This window comes from bacterium (genome assembly GCA_035549195.1).
GTDB lineage: Bacteria > Oederibacteriota > Muellerivitia > Muellerivitales > Muellerivitaceae > DASZRK01.
Genome location: DASZRK010000024.1, coordinates 1 through 21,057 on the forward strand (window position 1 = coordinate 1; position 21,057 = coordinate 21,057).

Consider the following 21,057-nt stretch of genomic DNA (forward strand, 5'->3'; position numbering starts at 1 on the left):
CCGAATCCCAGAGAAGGGCCCGCATGCCCAAGGCGCCGACCGCCCATTGGTGCCAACCCCGGGTGAAAAGGATGACCCCCAAGGCCAAGGCCAGGACCGCCAGGATCATCCCGGTCCATTTTGCCTCCCGGCGAAGGACCAAAAGGGTCAGGAGGGCCGCCCCCAGGCTCACCCAAGCCCCCACACTTTGGGTGAGGGCCAGGGTCACGAGAAAGAGAAGGGTCAAACCGGCATGGAGCCTCGCCTTGGAACCGGCCCGGACCCGGCTCACGGCCAAGGGAACGAGCAATAAAAGGAAAGCGGCCAGGGAGCCCACGGTGGCGAAGGGGCCGGAGGGCCTGCGGTAATAGATGGCCTTTTCGACCGCCAGGAAATCGGCCTTGGACAATCCCGCCAACTGGAACTTGAGCTGGTCGAAGCCCCAAGCCCACTGGGCCAAGGCCCAAAGGGAGGCCAGTGCCCCCAAGATCAACAGCCAGGTCTCCAGGTGTTTCTTGCTCCCTTCCGGCCTTTGGGCGGCCAGGAGATAGAGCAGGGTTCCCCCAAAAAGAAGTCCGGATCCCTGGAGGGCCAACCCGGGGACATAAGCGGAAAAGGACGCGACCAGGGCATAGGCGAGGAAAAGCCACCAGGCCCCTCCCAGGTTTTCGAGGAACTTCACCCTCTGGAAAAGGACCAGAAAAAGGACCCCACCCAGGGCCACGGCCATGGCTTGCGGATAGACCATCGGGGGATGCAAAAGAAGATAGGCCAGGAGGATGAAAACCGGGGCTTCCCAAAGGAAGGAGGGGGAAAGGCGGGACATTCCGGGAAATTTCATGGGGCCATTTTAACAAGGGCCCCGGGCCCACGCCCAAGGAAAGGAGCCGGGTTATCCCATCCCTGTCCAGCGGCGGAGCCAGGCGGTCCTCCAAAGGAACAAGGAGAGCGCCCATAAGAGGAGACCCCCAAGGATCGGCACACCCCAGGCGGGTTCATAGCGGAACTCCACCCGGTGCTTCCCTTCGGAAAGCCAAAGGGCCCGGAAGGCGTGATTGGCCGTATAGAGGGCTGTCGGTTCCCCATCCACTCGGGCCTTCCATCCCGGGTACATCTCTTCGGAAAAAACCGCATAACCCGCCCGGTCCAAGGAGACCTGGAAGGTCTCATGGTCCGAATCCCCTTCCACCAGGGAATAGGTCAGGTCGGCGTCCCGATCCGTCTCAAAAAGGGACACGGGTTCTGAAAGGAAAGAGATCTGGTAAGGGTCGAACTTGGGGTGGCTCATCAAGGCCAGGCGCTCCTTGTCCGACACCACCGTTTGGACCCGGCGGGGAGCGTAGACGAAGGAGACCGGATGGTCGTTCTCGCAATAGCGGACGTCCCCCCAAGGTACGCAATGGAAACCCTGGATATGCCACCGGTCGTCCCCGGTGAGGAATCCCTTCACCGCCAAGAGGGGTACGAATTTCCCGGGAGGCAGGGAATAAAGGTCGGCCGCCGCCTGGAGGCAGAGGGGGTTGTAGCCGCTGACATTACGGATGTCCGTGGCCATGGCCACATCGGTGGGGACCACGGTCTTCATCCCCTTTTTGCCCGTGGTCACCGGATAAGGGATGGCGTCCCCGATGAAGGTCCGGGCCAAACCCGTCCTTTCCCGCAACTGGGTCAGGAGGGGGCAACGGGCCTCCCAATCGAAATTGGAGGCCGGCCCCAGGCGGCTCGTGCAAAAGCTCCAGCCGGAAGCGGTCAGGGTCAGGACGAGCGATCCAAGAAAAAGCCAAACGGGCCAGGAGCGCTTGGGTCTTTTCCAAAGGGCGAAGAAGGCGGCGAGTCCCGAAGCCACCCCGAACCATTGGGGCCATGCCTGGTCCTTCCCGAAGGACAGGGCCAGGACCGCCGCCCCATAAAGGCACGCGGCGACCAGGACCTTGGGGATCCCCCGCTTCCCCGCCCGCGGTTCGAGGAGTTCCCTCAAACGGCCGTATCCGATGGCCGCCAACACGCTGAAGGCCGCCACGTAAAGGAAGACATAACGGAAAGGGGCGCGGGCCAGGCCGATCCCGGGCACCAGGGTGCAAGCCAACCGATGGAAAGGAAGGAACTTCCCCGCCGCCAGCAACAGGGCCGCGAGCCCCAAGGCGGCGAGGGTCGGGACCAGCGGGCCCTTCCGGCGCTTGAAGGCGAGGCCCGCGAGGAAAAGGGCCCAGGGACCCAGGTAACCTCCATTGGCCAGGTAATCGTCCATCGGTCGAAGGGCTTCCCTTCCGCCCCCGAAGGGATCCACGGGAAAAAAGAACTGCCAAAGCCTGGCGGGCGAAAGCGAGTAATCCGCTTGGAAGGTGGCGTAGTCCAAGGACCCATGGAGCCGGTCGCAACGACTCATGAATTCCCAGGCCGGGATCCAAAAGGCGAGGATGGGGAGGGCGCCCCAGACCAGGAAAAGGGGCGCGGAGATGAGGCGACGGTCCTTGTCCTTTCCCTTCCGCCAGTCCAGGCGGGTGAGGAGGCGGCAGGCCAAGTAAAGGGCACCGCCATAAAGGGCCCCCATGGTCAATTGGAAGTTCCCCGCGTTGAAAAGAGGGATCAATGCGAGTCCGGCGGCCATGAACCATTTGGGCTCCAGTTTTTCGGAGGCTTTTTCCAGGGCGGCCGCCCACCAAGGGACCCAGGCGAAAGCCGCCAATTCGGTCGGGTGAATGATCTCCCACCAGAAATAACCGCTCAGGGCGAAGGTCAGGGCCCCCGCCCGCCGGGCCCCCTCCGGAAGGCCCAGCGCCTTGAGCCAGAGATGCATGCCCAAGGCCCCGATGAGGAAACACATCAGGTGGAAAATGGCGAAACCGTATTCCACGGGAAAAAGCAGGGTCGGATAAAGGAAGGGATAACAGACCATCCAGTCCCCGTCGGCCAGGAAGGGCTGGCCGCCGAACAGGAATGGGTTCCAAAGGGGGATGTGGCCCGAGAACAACTGACCTTGCATGAATTTCCGGGCGATGTGGTTGGAGTTCAGCAGGTCCCCATCGAAGAAGACCCGGCCCAGGAAAAGGCAGGGAAAGAACACGATCGACCCCAGGACCCCATAGGACCCAAAGGAACGGCCGAAGCCGGCTTCCTTCTCGAGGGTGGGCTTCCCCTGGCGGGATCCAGGATGGGAGCGGGTCTTTTTTCTCATGGCTTTACGACCCTCCAAGGCCCGAAGACCAACAACGACAAGACCCATAGGACCGCGCCCCAGGTCAAAAGAGGCGCCCAAACGGGCAGGAAACGGAAGCGGACCTCGTGCTCACCCGACGGGACCCAAAGGGCCCGGAACGCGTGGTTGGCCGTCACGATCGGGACTTCCTTCCCGTCCAGCCAGGCCTTCCAACCCGGGTACATGATCTCGGAAAAGACCAGGGGGGCTCCCCCGGCCATCCGGACCCGGAAGACCTGGTCATCGGGATCGTCCCGCGACCTTTCGCAGGCGGCCAACCCCTTGCGATCGATCGGACCCGCCCCCTCGGGCAGCCCGGAGAAGAGGGAGAGGACCCGGGGGTCGAATTTCGGGCCCCGCATCAGGTCCAAACAGCGGCCGGCATCGGGAACGATCATGCTCGTCCGGGGGGAATAGACGAAAGGTGTTTGCTCCAGGTTCCGTCCTAATGCGACCGGGCCATGGTCCTCCACCGAGAACCCCCTGACCCTTCGTTTTTCATCGGCGGACGCATAACAACGGACGGCCATCAAACGAAGAAGGGTCCTGGAAGGGAGGGTATAGAGATCGGTGATCGAGACCAAGGAAAGCGGATTATAACCGAACACGATCCGGGTCCGGGAAACACAGGCCGCGTCCGGGGACAACTCCCTATCCTCGGTCCGGCCGCCGGTCCGGACGGGATAGGGCAAATGGTTCCCGATGATCGCCCTTCCCTCCTTCGCCTGCCCGTCGAGCCACCGCAGTTCGGCGGAACGGCCCTGGTAGTCGAAATTATCCGCCGGCCCCCGGCGGGAACTGGCGCCGGTCCAGGCAAAAGGCATCAGGGCCAATAGGACCGAAAGGACGAAAGCCCAACGGGCCCAGGGCCGGAGGGCGAAGCGAAAAGCGAAAAGGGCCACGGCTCCCAGGCCTAGGGATGCCGCCTGGACCAGGGCATTCCATCCATGGACCCCAAATCCCAATACCGTCACCAGAACGACGTAAGCCAGGAAAACCCAAGGGACCAGGTCCCGGCCCCCTTTTTTACCGCCGAAGAGTCTTTCGAATCCTAAGACCGCCAGCAATGTCCCCCCGGTGACATAAAGGAAAAGATAACGGAAAGGGGCCCGCATCAGACCAAAACCCGGCACCCAATCGCAGAACCACCGGTGGAGCGGGAAGAACCTACCGAAGGAGAGAAGGAGCGCGGTACAGGCTGTCACCGCCAGGTAGAGAGGGAATTTCCCTTTACCCCGGAACCCCACGGCCATCAGAAAAAAAGAAGCCGGGCCTAGGTAAGCGGCATTGACCAGGTGATCCTGGATAGATTTTCCCCCGCTCCCATCGAGGGTCGCCAGGGGAAAGAGCACCCCAAGGAGGGACCTGGGATCGAGGGAGAGGTCGGCCTGGAAAGTCCCGTAATCCGTTGGCCCATTCCACCGCTGTGAACGTCCCAGGAATTCCCAAGCCGGTATCCAAAGGATCAGGAGCGGCAAAGCACCCCAAAGGAAATAAAGGACCGACAGGGCCCATCCTCGCCCCCCCGGGCTTGCCGGAGCGTTCCTTTCCGGGGACCAAAGCCGGAAGGCCAGGTAGCCTCCACCCCCATAAAGGGCGCCTAACGTCACCTGGAAATTACCCGCCAGGAACAAAAGGGCAAAGACCAGGCCGCCGCGGAAGGCCCATCCCCGGCTCTTCTTTTGGGCGAACATTTCCAAGGCCCCTCCCCACCAAGGCAGCCAGGCATAGGCGGCCAAGAGCGGCGGATGGATGATCTCCCACCAGAAGAAACCCGAGAAGGCGAAAAGAAGGCCGCCCAGGATCCGGGCCTCCCGAGAGAGCCCCAACGTACCCGTCCAAAAATACATCCCCAGGCAGGCGATGAGGAAATGAACGAAATAGAAAAGCCCGAAACCATAAGGGACCGGGAAAGAGATGAAAAAATAGGTCAGGGGATAGGCCGCCTGGGTGTTGGGATCGGCGAAAAAAGGCTGCCCGCCCATCAGATAGGGACACCAAAGGGGGAGATGACCGGAAAGGACGGAACTGCGCAGGAAGGTCCGCATGGGGACGTAATAGGCGATCAGGTCCCCGTCGAAATAGGCCTGGCCGGCGAAAAGGAGCGGCGCGAAGACCGCCAGTGCCGCGAGGAGGAACGGGAACCAAGGATGGAAAAGAAGGCGAGGTCCCTTTGTCCCGGTCCTTCGAGGTCCCAAGGGGTGGAACCGTCTATTTCTTGGCAGGAAGGGTCAATTCGGCCGCGGCCCGCAGGGCAAGAAGGTAGCTGTTCTTCCCGAAGCCGGAGATCTGGCCCACGGCCACCGGCGCCACATGGGAGGAGTGACGAAAACCTTCCCGGGCGTGGATGTTGGAAAGATGCACCTCGATGGCGGGCACCGAAATGGCCGCCAGGGCGTCCCGGATGGCCACTGAAGTATGGGTATAGGCGGCCGGATTGATGAGGATGACCTCGGCCCAATGGCGGGAATTCTGGAGGGTCTCGACGATCTCGCCCTCATGATTGGATTGGATGATCCGTAACTCGAGGTCCAGCTCCTGGGCCAGGGCTCCCAGGTCGCGATTGATCTCCTCCAGGGTGAAGGACCCATAAACGTTGGGCTCCCTCTCCCCCAGCAGGTTCAGGTTGGGTCCGTGAAGCACGAGGATCTTGCGCATGGGTTATGCCTTCCTTGGATGAAGAGACCCTATGCTAACCGGGCGGAAGGGGCCCCTGCCAGGGAAAATCCCCTTACTTCCCGTTCGGGAGGGGCAGGGCGGGAGCCGCCGCGGGCGCGGGGTTGGCGGCGGGACCGGGCGCGTTCTGGTCCATCCAATCCTTCAAAGGCTTGTCGTTGGGGTTCCATTTGAGGGACTTGCGATAGGCCTCGATGGCCTGGGCCTTCCCACCCAGGCGCAGGTAGCAATCCCCCGCCAGGTGATAGGCCTTGGCATTGCGTTGGTCGGCCTCGATGGCCTTCAGGAACCGGTCCAGCGCCCCGCGGAAATTGCCGTCCTTGAACTGGATCATCCCCTCGTCGATCAGGTCTCCCGCCGAGGCCTCCACGACCCCGGAAACGACCAGCTCCACCCGGCGGTTCTTGGCCCGCCCTTCGGGGGTGTTGTTGGGGGCGATGGGCTTGGTGTCGCCGTAACCCACCACGCTCAGCTTGGTGCGGTCCATCCCGCTCTTGATCAGGTAATCCATCACCGCCTGGGCGCGGGCCAGGGAAAGCTCCTGGTTGTCCTTGTACTTGGCGGTCTTGGCCAGGGGCTGGTCGTCGGTGTGTCCGGCGATGATGATCAAGCTGTCCGGATAGCGGACGCGGATGGCCTGGGCCGCCTTCTGGATGGCGTCATAACCCCGCTGCAGGAGGTCGGACTTCCCCGAGTCGAAGAGCAGGTCGCCCGAGACGCCGAAGGAATACTGGTAAGGCACGCGTTGGGGCACCCATTTGGCGTAGGTCTGGGAGGGATGGGAGCTGGCGGTGAGGTCGTTGTCATCGGTCACTTCCAGGGTGGTCCGGTAATCGCCCTGGGGCACCAATTCGCCCTTCTGGTCGCGGCCGTCCCACATATAGTTCGAGGGCGGGTTCCCCTTCCCTTTGACGCTCTTGATGGGCTTGCCCGAGGGGTCGTAGATGGTGACCTTGTATTCGGTGATGGGCTCCTCGGACTTGGTGGAGAAGGTGTATTTCGCCGTCTCCTTGCCCAGAACGAAGGTGGGGGCCGAATAGACGTAGGCCTCGGGCTTGATGAGCGTGTCCCCGATGATCATGTTGAGGGTGATGCGGTGGGTATCCCCCAGGGCCCCATAGGGCACGAAGGCGTAGTCGAGGCCCGCGGTGAAATCGTCGAAGCGGTGGGCCACGCCCGCCCCGGCGGTGATGCCCGCCAGATCGGCTACGGTGGTGTAGCCCAGGCGAAGGAACACGTCGTCACGGCCCAGGTTCATTTTGTACTCGTCCCCCGCCCCGATCTTGAACCCCGTGTCCGAGTGGCCGTCCAGATCCAGGGCGAAGATGTTGCGGTCCTTCTTCATCAGGACATTGTGGAGGCTGTAGGACCCGCCGATCTTGTACATGAGAGGTTGGGAAAAATCCTGGATGTGGGTACCCAGGTTGAAGAGTACCGCGCCCACGTAGAAGGTCCGTCGCTGGATCTCATAAAGGTAGCCGATGTTGAAGGCGGCGCCTGCGTTCCCCACATTGACGACGTTCTGGCCCACGACACTCGCGCTGATGCCCATGAAGGAATGTTTGAAGAAGTCGCCGTTGATCCAGTTGCCCAGGCGCTGGGCATAAGCCAGGGTCCCCGTGAAGTTGGTGGCGCTGATGGTGTCCCCCACCCCGCCATATTGGCCCGAGGGGGTCTCCAGGGCGCCGGGGAAGCTCCCCGAATCCAGGTAGCCCACGCTCCCCCCGAACCCGCCGTCCTTGCCGATGTTCTGGCTGAAAGCGAAGAACTCGTGGGTGACCCCGATGAGCCATTCCCCGTGGGTGAGGGTGAACTGGGTGCCCCGGGCCAATCCCAAGCCCGCCGGGTTCCAAAAGACCGCGTTGACGTCGTCGGAGACCCCGGTGAAGGCGTTACCCATGCCGGTGGCGCGGGCCCCCATGCCGATCTTCTGGAAATTGGTGCTGGTGCTCCCGGCCCCGGAGGTCTGGACCTGCGCCTGGGCTTGGCCCCAGGAGAAAAGGAGCAGCGCCAAAGCCAGCGCCTTGGCGGGGCTGGAGGATCGGATGGTCGGTCGCCCGTGGTTCATAAGTTCGGTGTTCCTGGGAAATGGACGGTAAAGGTCAATTACCGTTCACGATCAATAGCTTGCCCTTCAATAGGACGGTCGAGCCTTTGGTGATCACATAATAATAGATGCCGGCGGAGACCGGGACGCCGTTCTGGTTCTTGCCGTCCCACTTGATCCAACCGAGCCCGTCCGGGCTCATGGGCGGAAGGACCTGCTCCCCGGACAAGGTGTAGATGCCCATGGTTGCCCCTGGCGGGACCTGGTAGGCCTTCAATTGTCCGTTATAGGCGTATTTCGGGTTGTAGGGGATCGGCCACACGTTCAACCCGATCGGGGTCGGGGTGAAGGTGGGGGTGGCCATGGGGGTCGGCGTGATGGTCGGGGTCGGGGTAACGGTGGGTGTAGCCGTCGGGGCCGCGCAGCCGGCGCCTTGAATTTGCGCCCAGATGAATTCCTGGCTCACACCAGCCGAAGCCGTAAGGGTAATGGCGGCATTATTGGTGGGCGCCGCATAAAATTTATCAAAACCACCCACCAATATCCCGAAGTTATTTTGGGTCCAATTCGTGTTTTGGCCGGTACTGAAAGAAAAACCCGAGGCTCCGATCCCGATATATGTACCAACTTGCAGGTCTCCAAAAGACGTGTAAGTAATAGGGCCGCCTTCATCTAGGGTCGTACAACCGTAACATTCTGAGCCACCCTGCCCGGGGATCACAGGACTGGATTGATTAACCCCATTATAAAGGGTCGCTCCAACGAACACTGCGGATACGGTGGAAGAGATCGAAACGCTGACACTATTGGTCGCCGCAGGAAGACCAACGGCATACCACTGCTCCAATTCGATCCCACTGGTCAGCGATAAATTACTCAATTTTGAAAACGATATGCCTCCCCACTTTACGGAAGAAACGGTAGCTGGCGATGAACCGTCAATGGCGATCTGGACAAGCAGCAACGGATTTGCCCCGCTAACCGAAACACTCGGAAGAATGACTGAAGATACTGTAGATGCGCTTGTGGAAGAAGAACCAGAAGTTGAAACGAAACAAGAAGGCGTATTTGTCGGGGTCGGGGAAGGTGTCGGTGTATAGGAAGGCGTCGGGGTCGGGGTATAGGTCGGCGTGGGACTGGTGCAGGAGCTCCCGCCCAGCCATTGATAGATCGCCGTGAAAAAGGCGTTGATCGTGGCGACGTTCCCTCCGGTGTAATCACCGCCGGTCCACATGGTCGTGTCCCACACCATGAACACTTTACCGACATTGGGGCCCGCTAGCCCGGGCAATTCGGAGGCTCCAGACCAACCTTGGGCGACTGAACGATCCAAGGTAGTAGGAACGTGGGTCCAACCCGAGGCCAGATGGACGAAACTCGACCCTGGATTGGTCATCAACGATAAGGGTATTCCGCCCACCACGTCTCCAAAGAAATTCGGGTTCCCAGGAAGGGAAGAAGGAAGATTGATGTTGTTGCTCGAATTGTCGTTCGAAGAAGTGAACGGTCCGCTTGCCGTGGGACAGGACAAGAAGGAACCATTGACGACGCCCAAGGTCTGGAGGAACTGTCCGTTCCCGTTGGAGTCGTTACGACTAGGGAACCCATTGTTCTCCCCATAAAGAAAGAAGCTCCCGCCGTTGTTCAGGTAGTTCACTGCGGCGGTCTGCCAATTGGAGTTCAGGTAATCCCCATAATCAGTGGAGGGACAGTAGTTGATGGGGCTGGAGTAGAACCTCGCGTCCCAAACCTGGTTGTAATTCGACCAATTGTCCCCGCTTGGATCGTAGGTCGGGCTGTTGACCCCGATCGAGGTGACTTGAGCCCCGGCGTTCTGGAGGACCGTGATAAGCGGGGCCATGGAGAGGCCCTGGGCCTCGTTGTCGTAATAAAGGAGGACCTTGCACCCGCCCGGGGGCGGCGTCGGGGTCGGCGAGCAGTTGACCGTCAAGGTCACGCTATTGGAGGTGACGGGGGCCACCGAATCGGCCGTCATGCTGAAGGAGTTCGTAATGGGACCGGGGCAGGAAACCGTCCCCCACCACTGTAAGGGCGTGTCGAAGGAGAAGATGGTCGTGGGGAAGGCGCCGGGTGCGGTCCAGACCAGGGGCGACGTGGAACTTGGGGCGACCGATGCGCCCACATAGGAGACGCCGGTCGGGATCACGTCCGTTACGGAGGCGTTCAGTACCGGTCCCGGGCCGAAGACCTTCAGGTTGCTGTACCAATTGGTCCCCGCTGTTTCGTCCGCCTGCCAACCAGCCCGCCAGCCGCCCGAGCAAGTCGGCTGGAAGACCGCCGTCGTATCGGTGTAGTTCAAGGTCACGGACTTTGAGGTATCGCCCTTGGGCCAAAGGACCACCGAATAAGTAATGGAACCCGCGCCGGTCGAATGAACGGTCGCCATCATCGTGTACCACTGGTTGGACGAAACGGCGAACGGAGAACTGAAGATGATCGAAGCCCCCGAATCGAGGGGATAGATGTTGTTCTTCTGGATGAACAGATTGCCCGGGCTGTTGTCGATGGAGATCCCGGCCTTGAGGGTGATCCCTTGGGAAGGATTGCAGGCGATGATCATGTGGGCATCGGCCCCCGACGTTGCCCCTGAAGCCGTCGTCGGGATCTGCAGGTCCCCCTCCACGATGATGGTGTTACAGATGTCCGCTCCCGGGATGCTACGGACCAATTCAGGGTAGTTCCCGTTGCCCCCACCACCGTTATAGGTGACCTTCGCCTCGATGAAGTGGTCCCCCGAAGCGTTCGACCGGACGGTCCAATTCCCGGGATCGACCCCCGGCACAGGCCCCAGGTAATCCGTGTAGGAAGTCCCGTCATACCCCCAGTTCACGGTCCCATTGGCCAGGTTGATGTTGCTTCCGGCGGAAATATTGTCGTAGGAATCGTAGAACTGAAGATTCCGGGCAATGGCGGTAAAGTCCAGTGTATAGGTCACGGTCGACCCGGCCGCCAGTGAAGAAGCGGATTGGCTTTTGGTCAGGGTCAGTTGGGGAACCTTGACCGTCACATTGGCGGTGGATGAGGAACTGGTCCCGCAATTGGCGCTGTTCAAGGTGGCCGAATTGGGAATGACCGTCCCATCGGCCGTTCCCGAGTTCACGCTGACCAAGGCCCAAAGCTCTCCCGTTTGAGCCAAGGTCACATTTCCCAGATCCCAACTTACGGCCCCCGAGGAAAAAGTCGCGTTAGGCCCCGCCGAAACGAAAGTCACATTGGACGGAAGGGTGTACTGGATGTTGCTGGCCCCGGCATTGACAAAACTATAATCGATGTCGAAAAGGAAAAGACCGTTCGGAGCGGCCGTGACCGCCTCTGAACGGACCGTTGCGGTACAACTCGGAGGTGGCAAGGGAATGCTCAGGACGGTCGAAATGTTCGGATAGGAGGCGCCATCACAACCGATGTAGTAGTTATTTTCCTGAACGATAAGATTCACCGGACCGGGCGCCTGACCCGCCGGGATGGTCACGTTCCAGATCTGGGTCGTGGGACAAGCTGCAGTTCCGTTCCAACCCACGCCGACCCAACCGCCGCCGCCATCGGTGGCCTCATTGACGGTGGAGGTGGCCGGGCTGATGCCGTTGGAGCCCGTGTTCTTGTCCACTAAAAGGGTTTGATTGGCCGCGGGACAGGCTTGAAGGGTGGTTTGGGAGGGGTTCAGGCCCACATAGAAATTAGGGACGATGTAGGTCCCCAATTGGCAATAGACCACGGTGACCCCAATGGTCGAACCGGGATTGGGAGCTGAATTCGAAACGGAAATACTACTGAAACTGACGTTTTGGGCAGAGGCTTCACCCGCGAAAAACGCCATGATGAAAAAGGCGGGGATCATCAATTTCAACATGGACTGTTTGGATTTCATGAGACCACCCAAGGATTTTGAAACGTTTTTCGTTGGACCGTTAAAACTGACACTTCCAGGGATAAAAGTATCGCAAATTTACCCAAATTTCACGAAGAACTTGCGGAAAAGGCCGGTCCCCAAGGGTGAACAAAGCGCTTTTACGGCCCTTTCCCTACCGGATCAAAAGGACCTTTTTCAACTTCCGATTAAAGGGCTCCTCCAGGGCGATCAGATAGATCCCGCTGGCGCATTTATCCCCATATTTGTTGGTCCCATCCCAGACATAGGTTTGACGGATGGGGGTGGTCAGACCCTGGCTGTCCAAAGTTCGGATATGCTCCCCGGCCGAATTATAGATCCGCAATGAATAGTTCCCCGGGAACTGGCTGTACCCGACCGTGATGCTGACCGACTCTCCCGGCGGGGTGAACGCGTTCTTGTCCACCTCGAAGTCATCCATGAAAGGGGGGAAGGTGGGAGTGATGGTGGGTGTGTTGGTGGGGGTCCGGGTCGCGGTGGGAGTGCGCGTCGGGCTGGCGGTCGGGGTATTGGTCGGCGTCGCCGTCGGCCCGCTGGAGAAACTGTTGGCCTGGATGAAGACGTTCGAGTCCAGGTTGCAGTCCCCCGCGTCACCGATGGCCAGCTTGATGTGGTTGGTGACCCCCGGATTGACCGACGCGGTCACCGAGAGGACCGTGGTGAGGCCCCACATGGTCGTGTTCAACCCAGCCGAAGGCTTGGTAACGGAACAAACACCGTTCGATTGGCCGCCGCTGTTGTCGATGAAATAGGCCGGATTCACGCAATTGTTGACGGTATTCACCGAGACCGCCGTCGTCGTCCCTGGGACCAGGGCCACGTTGACGCCGTTCAAGAAAAAACCGAAGACATCGTCGAAAGCCCCGATGAATTGATTGTATTCGTCCGAAGCGAAAACATATTGGAACGTGATGGTGTTGTAAGTGGGAATGAAATCGAACTGCAGGACGCTGGCGTCGAAGATGCTGGCGGGAGAGGTCCCGGCCAGGACGGCCAGGTCCGCGTCCCCTGGGAGGCTGTTGCAGGTCGAGGTCCCACCGATCACGGGGGGGCCTTTGACGCTGGCGGCCGCCCCGTTGCTCAGGACGATCCCCGAGGGGAACCCGACGATCGCGCTCCCGCCCGTGAAAGTACCGGCCGATGAACCGTTCCCCTGGTAAGTGACATTGCTATAGGTCAACCCGATCCCCATAAGGGATTGGACCAGGATCGTCGGACTGTTCCCTCCCAAAGGGGTCACCGAAAGGGCCTGACCCGATGCCACACCTGTGACCCCGATGAGGAAAAGGAAGATGTAGCGGGACGAAGAACGGCGCATGGGACCATCTTTCCGTGGGATTTTCAGCCGAGGGCAATTATACCTTCCGGGAAGGCTTCTTTCGGCTCGCGAGGTCCGAAAGCGCCGCCGAACGGGGTTTTTGTGGGGGTTTCCGCCCTGTGATCGGGCCCAAAAACAAAAAAGCCCCGCCCCCTTTCGGGGACAGGGCTTCGATACGGCCGATATCGGCTTAGATATCGTGGTAAAGCACGAACTCGTAGGGATGGGGCCGCAGGCGGATGGCGTCGATCTCCTTGCTCCGCTTGTAGTTGATCCATTCGTTGATCAGGTCCTCGGTGAAGACCCCGCCCTTCAACAGGAACTCGTGGTCGTCCTCCAAGGCGTCCAGGGCCTCGTTGAGGGAACCGGGCACGCTCTTGATCTTCTTCAGCTCGCGCCCTTCCAGCTCGTAAAGGTTCATGTCGTGCGGCTTGCCCGGATCGATCTTGTTCTCGATGCCGTCCAGTCCCGCCATCAACATGGCCGGGAAGGCCAGGTAGGGGTTGCAGGACGGGTCCGGGGTGCGGAATTCCACGCGCTTGGATTTCGCGCTCTTGGAATAGAGCGGGATGCGGCAAGCGGCCGAACGGTTGCGCTGGCTGTACACCAGGTTGACCGGCGCTTCGAAACCCGGGGTCAAACGCTTGTAGCTGTTGACCGTCGGGGTGATGAAGGCGCAAAGGGCAGGGGCGTGCTTCAGGAGCCCACCGATGTAATAGAGGGCGGCCTGGGAAAGTCCGCCGTAGCCCTTCTCGTCGAACATCACATTGGTGTTGCCCTTCCAGATCGACTGGTGGACGTGCATGCCCGATCCATTGTCCCCGAAGAGGGGCTTGGGCATGAAGGTGGCCACCATATTGTGCCGACGGGCCACGTTCTTCACCACGTACTTGTACTTCATGAGCATATCGGCCATGGTCACCATGGTGTTGAACACCATGTCGATCTCGGCCTGGCCGCCGGTGGCGACCTCATGGTGATGGGTCTCGATGGCCACGCCGATCTGTTGCATGATCGTGGTCATTTCCGAGCGGATGTCCATCTGGCTGTCCGTCGGAGGGACCGGGAAGTAACCTTCCTTATTGCGGACCTTGTAGGCCAGGTTGGGATACTCGTCGCGCCCCTGGTTCCACAGACCTTCGGTGGAATCCACGGAGTAGAAGCCGCTGTGCATGTTCTGGTCGAACTTCATGTCGTTGAAAATGAAGAACTCGGCTTCCGGCCCCCAATAGGAAACATCGGCGATGCCGGTGGACTTCAGGTACTTCTCCGCTTTTTGAGCGACATAACGGGGATCGCGTGAATAGGGCTCCCGGCTGATGGGGTCCACCACGTTGCAAATGAGGACCAGGGTGGTCTCGGCGAAGAACGGATCGATGAAGGCGGAATCCGGATCGGGGATCAGCAACATGTCCGATTCATTGATGGCCTGGAACCCGCGGATGGAGGAGCCGTCGAAACCCTTCCCATCCTTGAAGGTATCCTCGTCGAAGAACTTGACCGGCGAGGTCGTGTGTTGCCAGATGCCGGGCATGTCCATGAAACGAAAATCAACATACTTCACGTCTTTCTGTTTGATGAGGTCCATCACTTCCTTGGGCGTCATTCCTTAGCCTCCTGAATTTATTCGGTCCCATACCCATGGGACCTTCGGATCAGCGAAAAGCGGGTCCCGACTGCCCCCAAAATCGGCTTAGTATTAGGTAGGGGGTGGACCCGGACAACCGAAAAGACGGCAAAACTAAAGCAAAACCTCTGCCAAAAGGTGCGAAATAAAAATTGCCGCTCAATTTAGTCTAAAATCCGTTCAATTCCGAGGTTTTTTGATGGGCATAAGCCGTTGGAACGTAAATGAAAAGAAAATGAAAATCCCGTCAAAATTACAAAAAAGTAGGCTTGTAGCCGATTTTGTATTTCTTCAGTTTGTAACCCAACTGCCGGGGTGTGATCCCAAGCAGTTTGCAGGCCTTGGCTTGGACCCCTCCGCACTTTTCCATCGCCTCCATGACCTTCATCTTTTCCACCTCGGTCAAGGTGGTGAACCCGCCGCCGGGAGCGGGCCTCAGGCTCGGGCCGCCTTCCATGGAAGAGGGGGGAAGATGGGACGAAACTTCCAGGGGCACCGGGATATCCTCCAGAGTGATGGACTGGCCCTTGGCCATCACGCACATCCGCTCCACCATGTTCTCCAACTCCCGGACATTGCCCGGCCAAGGATAATTCATCAAATGGGCGACCACCTCGGGCGTGGCCTTGAACCGGGCGCCGTTCTCGCTGTTGTACTTATCGATGAAATGGTTCAACAAAAGCGGGACATCCTCCCTTCGGTCCCGTAAGGAGGGGAGGAAAACGGGAACGACGTTCAGGCGGTAGTAGAGGTCCTCCCGGAATTTGCCCTCGGCGATGGCCTTTTCCAGGTTCCGGTTCGTCGCGGCGATGATCCGCACATCGACGGAAAGGGTCTTGGTCCCCCCGACCCTCTCGAACTTCTTTTCTTGGAGGACCCGCAGGAGCTTCACCTGGGTCGCCTGGGAGATGTCCCCGATCTCGTCCAGGAAAAGGGTCCCGCCGTCCGCCAATTCGAAGCGGCCCTTCACCAGCTCCGAAGCGCCCGTGTAGCTGCCTTTCTCATGGCCGAACAGTTCGCTTTCGAGGAGTGTTTCGGGGAGGGCGGCGCAGGAGACCTTGATGAAGGGCTTGGAGGCCCGTGGGCTGTTGTAGTGGACGGCCCGGGCGATGAGTTCCTTGCCGGTGCCCGACTCCCCCCGGATGATGACGGTGGTCCGGGTCGGCGCGACACGCTGGACCGCCTTATAGACCTCCACCATCGATTTGGAGGAGCCCACGATGTTGTCCAGCTTGTACTTCCCCTTCAATTCACTATGGAGCTCCCGGTTCTCTTCCAGCAGGTCCTCTTTTTCCTTCTCGATCATCTCATGGAGCTTGAGGTTCTGCCCGATGAGCGATCCCACCACCGAAAGCAACCGGACGTCCTCCTCGAAGGAGATGTCCGCGTCCTTGAACAACCGGTCCACGGAAAGCACTCCGAGGGTCTCGCCCTTCAATTTGATGGGGACGCAGATGAAGGAGATGTTCTGCCGTTTGACGTCACCCCGGGAACGGGTCCGGTTCAAGAAGAGGGGCTCCTTCCCGATGTCGGGAACGATCATGGCCTCCCCCTTTTCCACCACCTTTCCCGTGATCCCTTCCCCGATCTTGTACTTCCCCCGGGAGATCTCCTCCTTGGTCAGGCCCTGCGCGGCCTCGATGCTGAGTTGTCCGGTCTTCTTGTCCAGGAGGGCGACCGTCCCGCGGTTCATGTCCAGTTCCTTGGAAAGGGTGGCCAGGACCTCTCTCAGGACGCTCCTGAAATCCAGGGTGGAAGCCATGGCATGGCCGATGGAGTAGAGGGTGGTCAATTCTTGGATCTTGCGTTGCTGTCTCTTTTGGGGGTCCATGAAAACCTCGGTGATCGTATTTACATTTTGGGGCGTTCATTCTTTTATGATATTTGCTACATAATTGTCAATACCCTTCTGATCCCACCCATTTTCTCAAAATGGTCCAGAACCGGCCAATTGGAATAAAATGGAGAAAATCGCAGGGGCGGACCATGAGCGACCAATCCTTGAAGATCGTCCTTCAACTAAAGGCCATCCTCCAAAAGGATGTGACCGACCATTTCAGCCACGGGAACCTGACCTTGAAAGGGATGGACGCCGTCCAAAGATATGCGCAGGAAAAGCTCGATCTATACATCGGCGCCCTGAAGAAGGAATCGAAGGAATTGGATTCCCTATGGCGCAACGGCCATCCTTTCTTCGTCAAGGTCCACATGAGCCTGGAGACCCGCTCCTACGCCTTGGAGATCCTCGCCAAGGACTCCCCTCCGCGGAAATGACCCAGGTGACGCCCCGGCCCCAACAAGTTCCCGTGACCGACCCGCACACCCAGGTCGATCCACCCTGGCAGACCATCCTTTTCAACGATGAGGTCCACACCTTCGACCAGGTCATCCTTCAATTGCAAAAGGCCACCGGCTGTTCCTTGGAACGGGCCTTCGAACTCACCCTTCGGGTCCACCAAAAGGGCAAGGCCTCGGTCTATTTCGGGACCCAGGAAAAATGCCTGCGGGTCTCCTCGGTCCTTGAAATGATCGGCCTGGCCACCCAAGTGGAAAAAACATGACCGGTCGCCTATAGTGACCCATCCAAGAACCATCCCTTGCCAGGACCTTCCTTGAAAAAGATCCCCATCGTCCCCGCCGTCTTTTGCCTCCTCGCCGTCCTTCCCTTGGCTTTCTTGTCGATGCGGACATCGGGCATCCTGAAGCGGGTCCTCCAGGAAAAGGTGGTCAACGATCCCGCCACGGGCTTGATCCAGGGATCGGCGGTCGTCTCCTCGGAACTCGACCGCGCCTCGAAGCAACTCCTTCTGGACGCCTGGAAATTTTCCCAGAGGGACGGGCTCAAAAAAGCCCTTTACTTCACCTATCCCAATGCGGTGTCCTCCGCGATCCGGCCCATCTGTGAGGCCGGCCTCGCCGAAAAGTCCTTTCCCTTCCTTGCCATCGTGGGAAAGGACGGCAAGATACTTTTCGACAACCTTTCCATCCCCAAACCCACACCCGACCCGCTCCCGACCGCGAGCTCAAAGATGCGGTCCCATCATCCTTCCAAAACCCCGACCCCGACCTACGCCTCCGCGTCGGATTGGCCGGCCATGGACCAGGCCTTGAAGGGAGCGCGGGCATCGGGCGTCCTAACGGTCCTGGACCGGTCCTTCTTGGCCTGTCTCTTTCCCATTGAAAATCGCGGGAAGGTGCTGGGAGTGTTGGTCGCGGGCGTCCCCTTGGACGCGGATTGGCTCTCTTCCCTTCAAAAAAAGGCCTCCCTTCCCCTGGCCCTCGATACCAAACAAGGGGTCCTTCCTTCCTGGCCCGATCGAGGACCCTCCCGGACCGAAACCGCTTCCCTGGACGGCGTCTCCGGCTCTTCCAAGCCCCAGACCGTGACGCTGGACCAAAAGGCCTACTTGGCCGGGTCCCAGACCCTTTTCGACCCGTCCGGCAAAAGGACCGCCTTCTTGCTGGCCCTTTCCCCCATCCAAAAGGACTGGATCGTCACCCGCGACCCCCGCAAGGAGATCGTCCGGTCCGCTTTTTGGGCCGGAACGGTTTTCTTCATCCTTGCCTTGGCATTCGGCGCCTTTTATCTCTTCCAATACCGGAAGCTAATGGACTTTGTCCAAGGCCTCTCCGGTGGCCCGGGGCGGGCCCCGGCACCGGCCCTGGCCTTCCCGGAATGGTCCTCCCTACAAGGGGTTCTGGAGGAGTTGCGGGAAAGGAACCTTGAAAAGGAACGGGTCTCCCTGATCCTGGGCAAGGTCGTGGATCCCATCGCCGCCCAAAAGATCCTTTCGGACCGGGATTATTTCTCCCTGCGGGGAGAAAAGAGGGAATGCACCCTTCTCTTCGCCGATCTCAAGGGCTTCCATGCCCTGACCGAGAACCTGAAGCCCGAGGACCTGGTGGAATCCTTGAACCGTTATTTCACCCTGATCAACGAGATCGTCTTCAAACACGAGGGGATGCTGGATCGTTTCATGGGCGACAGCCTGCTGGCGATCTGGGGGGCCCCCTTCACCCACGAGGACAAGGAAAAACGGGCCGCCCAGGCCGCCCTGGAGATCCAGGAGGCCTTGAAGGAGTTCAATTTGGACAGGATCAAGAAAGGAGCCCCGCCTTTCACCGTCGGGATCGCCCTGCATACCGGTCCTGTCGTGGCGGGCAACCTGGGGTCGGACAAGCATTTCGACTACAGCATCCTGGGGGAACCCCTCTCGATCGTCACGCGCCTTTGCGCTTTGACCGCTCCCGGCCAGACCGCCGTCACCCAAGAGACCTTTGAAAGGCTCGGGGCCGGGGCCAAGGGCGAACCGCTGTCCCCCATCGCCCTGCGGGATTCACCCGAAACCCTCAAGACCTTTTCCCTCCGATCCCTTTCCTGATGACCTCTCGACGACCCAAGGTCCGACCGGTCCAAAAAGCGTTGTTGGGATGGTATGACCGCCACAAACGGGACCTGCCCTGGCGGCGGACCCGGGACCCCTACGCCATCTTTGTCTCCGAGATGATGCTCCAGCAAACCCAGGTCAAGACCGTCATCCCTTATTACGAAAGGTTCATGAAGGAACTCCCGGATTGGCGGTCCCTGGCAAGGGCCGATGAACAGAAGGTCCTGAAGCTCTGGGAGGGGCTCGGCTATTACCGCAGGGCGAGGAACCTCCGGACAGCCGCCCAAAGCGTCCTGGCCGACCACCAAGGGAAGCTCCCCGAAACGCTCGATGGGATCATGACCTTGCCCGGCGTGGGCCGATATAGCGCCGGCGCGGTCCTTTCCATCGCCTTCGAAAAACCCATGCCATTGGTGGACGGGAATGTCATCCGTGTCTTCGCGCGTCTTTTCCGGCTGAAAGGCGACCTGAAGACCGGGCCCGGCCATAAAAAAACATGGGAGATCGCCGAAGAGCTCCTGGACCGAAAAAGGCCGGGGGATTTCAACCAAGCTCTCATGGAATTAGGCGCTACGATCTGCGTTCCCGAGGATCCCCAATGCCTGCTTTGCCCATTAAGGGACCATTGCGGGGCCTGCCAGGAGGGTTCCCAAACCAGATACCCACAAGCGTCCGTTAAGGCCGACACCGTCGAGGTGGTCGTGGCCGCGGTCTTGGCCCGTCAAGGGTCGAGGTTCCTGGTCCGCAAAAGGCCCCAGGGGGAGCGATGGCTCCAGGGCCTATGGGAGTTCCCGAGCATGGAAGGAAAAGATCCCGACTCCGCGCTCACCGCGCTGGAGAGGAAATACGGGGTCAAGGCCCGCCGGGACCTGTTCCATGAGGTGGGTCATCAGATCACGCGCCATAAGATCAGGCTCCGTCTTTACCAGGCTGGCTCCGCCCGCAAACGACCCAAGGGCGAGGAGCTTCGGTGGGTGACGGCATCCCAGGCCCTTGCCTTGCCCTTTTCAAGCGCCCAGAACAAACTCCGGCGGACCGTGCTGAAAACCGCCCAAAAAGCAAAGACACCGTCCGGCGGGAACGCCAAGGGGATCCTCAGGATCCAAGGACCTTCTTGAAGAATCGCTTCATCGCCTTCCAGGACGCCTTGTCGGCCTTGGCATCGTATTTCAGTCCCGGGACCGTTCCCTTGTTGTCCGGGTTGGTGAACCCATGGACCGCCCCCTTGTACTCGATGACCCGGTAGTCCACCTTGGCGTCGTCCATTTCCTTCTTGAAGGCGGGGAGTGCCTGGAGGGTGAACTGGTCCGCGCCGCCCTGGCAGACCAGGACCTTGGCCTTGATGTTCTTCGCATCGGCGGGCGCCGGGTCGTCCAACCCTCCATGGAAGGTCACGATCCCGGCCACGTCGGCTCCGCTACGGCCCAACTCCAACACGGCGGAACCGCCGAAGCAATAACCGATGGCGGCGATCCTCTTCGGGTCCACCATCGCGTTTTTCCGAAGTTGGTCGAGCCCTAAATTGACCCGGCGCCGCAACATGGCTCGATCGGCGTAATACTTTCCCGACTCCGCTTTGCAGGCCTCGAATCCCTCGGGCCTCACCCCTTTCCCATAGATGTCCGGGGCGAAAGCCACATAGCCCAAGCCAGCCAGTTGGTCGGCCCGGCCTTTCACGTAATGCCCCAAACCGTTCCACTCATGCACGACCAGGACGCCGGGCCGGGATCCCTTCAGGGCGTCGTCGTAGACCAGATAACCTTCCAGGACCGTTTGGCCGTCCCGGTAATCCACCATCTGGCGCACCAACCCGGCCTGTGCTTGGGCCGAGAGGATAAGACTGAAAAGGAATAATAGTTTCCGCATGGGATACCTCCGGAGTTTTCCTGAGGGCAACATTCTAAGCCAAGTTGGAACCG

The 21,057-nt window shown here is 59.8% G+C and carries 14 protein-coding genes; 4 read left to right on the top strand and 10 right to left on the bottom strand.

All coding sequences use genetic code 11. From position 1 onward, the window contains the following. The 9 genes from VHE12_06875 to nifA all read right to left on the bottom strand — a co-directional run. Positions 1-820: hypothetical protein (locus VHE12_06875; GenBank protein ID HVZ80515.1), on the bottom strand; the 820-nt coding region annotated here is incomplete at its 3' end. A gap of 51 nt (positions 821-871) precedes the next feature. Beyond that, complete coding sequence (locus tag VHE12_06880) at positions 872-3,154, bottom strand: hypothetical protein (protein HVZ80516.1); 2,283 nt, start codon at positions 3,152-3,154, stop codon at positions 872-874. Next, the gene (locus VHE12_06885) at positions 3,151-5,373 is read right to left on the bottom strand and encodes a hypothetical protein (protein HVZ80517.1); all 2,223 of its coding nucleotides are present in this window, start codon (positions 5,371-5,373) and stop codon (positions 3,151-3,153) included. The genes VHE12_06880 and VHE12_06885 overlap by 4 nt, the downstream gene beginning before the upstream one ends. Before the next feature lie 13 nt (positions 5,374-5,386). Continuing rightward, complete coding sequence (gene aroQ / locus VHE12_06890) at positions 5,387-5,833, bottom strand: type II 3-dehydroquinate dehydratase (GenBank protein ID HVZ80518.1); 447 nt, start codon at positions 5,831-5,833, stop codon at positions 5,387-5,389. Between the two features lie 73 nt (positions 5,834-5,906). Continuing rightward, entirely contained in the window at positions 5,907-7,919 is a 2,013-nt protein-coding gene (locus tag VHE12_06895) for a PorV/PorQ family protein (GenBank protein HVZ80519.1), read from the bottom strand. Between the two features lie 34 nt (positions 7,920-7,953). Then, the gene (locus VHE12_06900) at positions 7,954-11,784 is read right to left on the bottom strand and encodes a hypothetical protein (GenBank protein HVZ80520.1); all 3,831 of its coding nucleotides are present in this window, start codon (positions 11,782-11,784) and stop codon (positions 7,954-7,956) included. A gap of 154 nt (positions 11,785-11,938) precedes the next feature. Continuing rightward, complete coding sequence (locus VHE12_06905) at positions 11,939-13,123, bottom strand: choice-of-anchor L domain-containing protein (protein HVZ80521.1); 1,185 nt, start codon at positions 13,121-13,123, stop codon at positions 11,939-11,941. A gap of 190 nt (positions 13,124-13,313) precedes the next feature. After that, positions 13,314-14,729, bottom strand: a complete 1,416-nt coding sequence (gene glnA, locus VHE12_06910; protein HVZ80522.1) for a type I glutamate--ammonia ligase — start codon at positions 14,727-14,729, stop codon at positions 13,314-13,316. A 274-nt stretch (positions 14,730-15,003) separates the two neighbouring features. Continuing rightward, entirely contained in the window at positions 15,004-16,581 is a 1,578-nt protein-coding gene (nifA, locus tag VHE12_06915) for a nif-specific transcriptional activator NifA (protein HVZ80523.1), read from the bottom strand. Between the two features lie 155 nt (positions 16,582-16,736). Between nifA and VHE12_06920 the strand changes: the two genes are divergently transcribed. The 4 genes from VHE12_06920 to mutY are packed head-to-tail and all read left to right on the top strand — an operon-like array spanning position 16,737 to position 20,256. Then, positions 16,737-17,024 carry a hypothetical protein gene (locus VHE12_06920; protein ID HVZ80524.1) on the top strand — a complete coding sequence of 96 codons (288 nt, stop codon included), beginning with the start codon at positions 16,737-16,739 and terminating at the stop codon, positions 17,022-17,024. Continuing rightward, positions 17,021-17,311, top strand: a complete 291-nt coding sequence (locus VHE12_06925) for an ATP-dependent Clp protease adaptor ClpS (protein HVZ80525.1) — start codon at positions 17,021-17,023, stop codon at positions 17,309-17,311. The genes VHE12_06920 and VHE12_06925 overlap by 4 nt, the downstream gene beginning before the upstream one ends. Positions 17,312-17,362: 51 nt before the next feature. Then, positions 17,363-19,132, top strand: a complete 1,770-nt coding sequence (locus tag VHE12_06930; protein ID HVZ80526.1) for an adenylate/guanylate cyclase domain-containing protein — start codon at positions 17,363-17,365, stop codon at positions 19,130-19,132. Next, entirely contained in the window at positions 19,132-20,256 is a 1,125-nt protein-coding gene (mutY, locus tag VHE12_06935) for an A/G-specific adenine glycosylase (protein ID HVZ80527.1), read from the top strand. Before VHE12_06930 ends, mutY begins: the two co-directional genes overlap by 1 nt. Here the strand turns inward: mutY and VHE12_06940 are convergent. Next, positions 20,234-21,004 (bottom strand): dienelactone hydrolase family protein, encoded by a 771-nt coding sequence (locus tag VHE12_06940; protein HVZ80528.1) that lies wholly within the window; start codon positions 21,002-21,004, stop codon positions 20,234-20,236. The genes mutY and VHE12_06940 overlap by 23 nt on opposite strands. Positions 21,005-21,057 lie beyond the last annotated feature (53 nt).